This window comes from Variovorax sp. 01T439_2 (assembly GCF_056398445.1).
In genome coordinates, this window is the sequence record NZ_JBFTPJ010000719.1 from 1 (window position 1) to 3050 (window position 3050).

Consider the following 3050-nt stretch of genomic DNA (forward strand, 5'->3'; position numbering starts at 1 on the left):
GCCGAATGCCTGGCGCTCGAGCAGGAGGTGCGTGCCGGATTCGACCAGCTCGAGACCGAAGCGCACCCCGGCGCCACCGCCGGCAACAGCGCCCGCCTCTTCAGCCGCATTGCCTGGGTGCTTCCCGGGCTGGACGGCCTGCCCGCCCTGCGCCGGCGCATCGGCGCGCTCGAGCTGACGCCCGCGCAGGCCACCGCGGCCTTCGCCAAGCTGGTTGCCGGCCTGCTGGCGGTGGTGTTCGAGGCGGCCGACGGCGCCACCGATCCCGAGATCTCGCGCCTGCTGGTGGCGATGTTCAACTTCATGCAGGGCAAGGAATTCGCCGGCCAGGAGCGCGCCTTCGGCGCCGCCTCGCTGGCGCTGGGCCGCGGCGACGAGGCGCAGCGCCAGCAATGGCTGCACCTCATCGAACTGCAGGAGCGCTGCTTCCAGGTCTTCACCGACTTTTCGAGCAGCGGCGTGCTGGCGCTCTGGCACCACAGCCAGTCCGAGGCCGTCATGGCCGAGATCGAGCGCCAGCGCCGCATGAGCGTGAGCTCGGCGCAGGCGGCTTCGGCGGCCGCGCCCGACCCCCGGCTGAGCCAGGCCTGGTTCGACTGGTGCACGCGCCGCATCGACGCCATGAAGACCGTCGAGGACCGGCTGGCCGCCGACCTGCGCGAGCTCTGCGCCCACAAGACCGCGCAGGCGCGCAGCGAGCTGCAGCGCTACCAGCAGGTGCTCGGCAACCTGGCGCCGGAGCCCGAGGGCGCGGTGTTCTTCGACGACGCCGACACCCGGGCCACCGAGCCCGCGCAGTACGGCCGCCACCTGGAGCGCTCGGTGCTCGACATGGTCCAGGAGCAGTCGCGCCGGCTGCAGGCCATGGGCGACGAGCTCGAAACCGTGCGCGCTTCCCTCAACGAGCGCAAGCTGGTCGAGCGCGCCAAGGGTCTGCTGATGGCGCACCGCCGCATGAGCGAGAACGAGGCGCACAAGATGCTGCTGCAGACGGCCATGAACCAGAAGCGCCGCCTGGTCGACGTGGCCGAGTCGATGCTCGCCATGGCCGACTACCTGCCGCTCGATGCAGCGCCCCGGCGCTGAGCGCCGCCCCAAAAAGCGTTCGGATTGGTGCAGCGCACAACAAGCGTGCATGCCTGCGGATTTCCGCCCGGCAGCCCTTGCGCATGCGCCGGCAACCGCTCTCCTGCTGCCGATTCGATAGCAACCGGCAACCGCAAAAGCTGGCACACAGCTTGCTAAAGTAGTCCATGGACCTTCGGGTCCCAGGCAGGCGGCACCCAACGGCGGGTGTTGCCCACCGCGATCGGACAAAGGCGTCCCCCATCCCGCAAGGGCTCGTTTTCGAGCAGCCCCTGCGCGGTGCGGGACGCCTTTTTGTTTTTGTCTTCCTTTGTTTGTTTGTTGTTCTTCAACCGGAGCCCGCCACATGACCGACCCGCTGAAAACCCGCCTCAGCCGCCGCCGCGTACTGCAAGCCGCCGCCATCGGCGCCGTGGGAGTCAATCCCGCGCTGCGCGCCGCCGTCTGGGCCCAGGGCTCCGACAAGCCCGAGAAGGAAGAAGTGAAGATCGGCTTCATCCCGCTGACCGACTGCGCCAGCGTGGTGATGGCCTCGGTGCTGGGCATCGACAAGAAGTACGGCGTGAAGATCGTGCCCAGCAAGGAAGCCAGCTGGGCCGGCGTACGCGACAAGCTCTCCAACGGCGACCTGGACATGGCGCACGTGCTCTACGGCCTGGTCTACGGCATGCACCTGGGCCTGAGCGGCCCCAAGAAGGACATGGCCGTGCTCATGACCCTCAACAACAACGGCCAGGCGATCACGCTGTCGAAGAAGCTCGCGGACAAGGGCGCGGTGGACGCGGCCTCGCTCGCCAAGCTGATCGCGAGCGAAAAGCGCGAATACACCTTCGCACAGACCTTTCCCACGGGCACGCATGCGATGTGGCTCTACTACTGGCTCGCATCGGCCGGCATCGACCCGTTCAAGGACGTCAAGAACATCACGGTGCCGCCTCCGCAGATGGTGGCCAACATGCGCGTGGGCAACATGGACGGCTACTGCGTGGGCGAGCCCTGGGGCCAGCGCGCGATCATGGACGGCATCGGCGTGACGGCCATCACGACGCAGGACATCTGGAAGGACCACCCCGAGAAGGTGCTCGGCACCACGGGCGACTTCGTCAAGAAGTATCCCAACACCGCGCGCGCCGTCACCGCGGCCATCATCGAGGCCGGCAAGTGGATCGACACCGGCCTGCAGAACAAGAACAAGATGGCCGAGACCATCGCCGACAAGAGCTACGTCAACACCAGCGTGGATGCGATCAACCAGCGCATCCTCGGACGCTACGTCAACGGCATGGGCAAGAGCTGGGACGACCCCAACCACATGAAGTTCTACAACGGCGGCGCCGTGAGCTTTCCCTACCTGTCGGACGGCATGTGGTTCCTCACGCAGCACAAGCGCTGGGGCCTGCTCAAGGAGCATCCGGACTACCTGAAGGTGGCCACCGAGATCAACCGCATCGACATCTACAAGCAGGCCGCCGCCGCCACGCAGACGCCGGTGCCCAAGGACACGATGCGCAGCAGCAAGCTGTTCGACGGCACCGTGTGGGACGGCAAGGATCCGAAGAAGTACGCCGAGTCTTTCAAGCTACATGCCTGAGGAGGAACACATCATGGTCAGCGCTGTATTTCATTCGCCGATGGACGCATCTCTCCCTCTCCCGCGTGCGGGAGAGGGTCGGGGTGAGGGTGTGCCCCGCGCCGAAGCACCCTCGCAGCCCGCCCCTGTCGCCAGGGAGCAAAAACCACGCACCCCCCTCGACCTGCGCGCCTTCTGGATGCGCGTGCTGCCGCCGCTCGCGGGCTTCGGCCTGCTGGTGCTGATCTGGGAGCTGGTGGCCATGAAGAGCACCACCGGCTTTCCGTCGCCGCTCGCCACCTGGYAGCAGGCGCTCACGGTGTTCAGCGACCCCTTCTACAGCAAGGGCCCGAACGACCAGGGCGTGGGCTGGAACGTGCTCTCGTCGCTGCAG

2 protein-coding genes and 1 pseudogene are annotated in these 3050 nt (G+C 67.2%); all 3 read left to right on the forward strand.

Going from position 1 to position 3050, the window contains the following annotated elements:
* On the forward strand, positions 1–1086 hold a 1086-nt coding region (locus tag AC1DOC_RS26530; protein ID WP_478130819.1), incomplete at its 5' end, for a nitrate- and nitrite sensing domain-containing protein.
* Positions 1087–1432: 346 nt separating this feature from the next.
* A complete protein-coding gene (locus AC1DOC_RS26535; protein ID WP_012748618.1) occupies positions 1433–2677 on the forward strand; it encodes a CmpA/NrtA family ABC transporter substrate-binding protein in 1245 nt (414 codons plus the stop codon).
* A gap of 91 nt (positions 2678–2768) precedes the next feature.
* Positions 2769–3050 (forward strand): annotated as a pseudogene (locus tag AC1DOC_RS26540) (nitrate ABC transporter permease); the annotation flags it as partial.

Excerpts from the sequence above, each read along its gene's own strand:
- AC1DOC_RS26535 (WP_012748618.1), top strand. The coding sequence starts at position 1,433 with ATGACCGACCCGCTGAAAACCCGCCTCAGCCGCCGCCGCGTACTGCAA.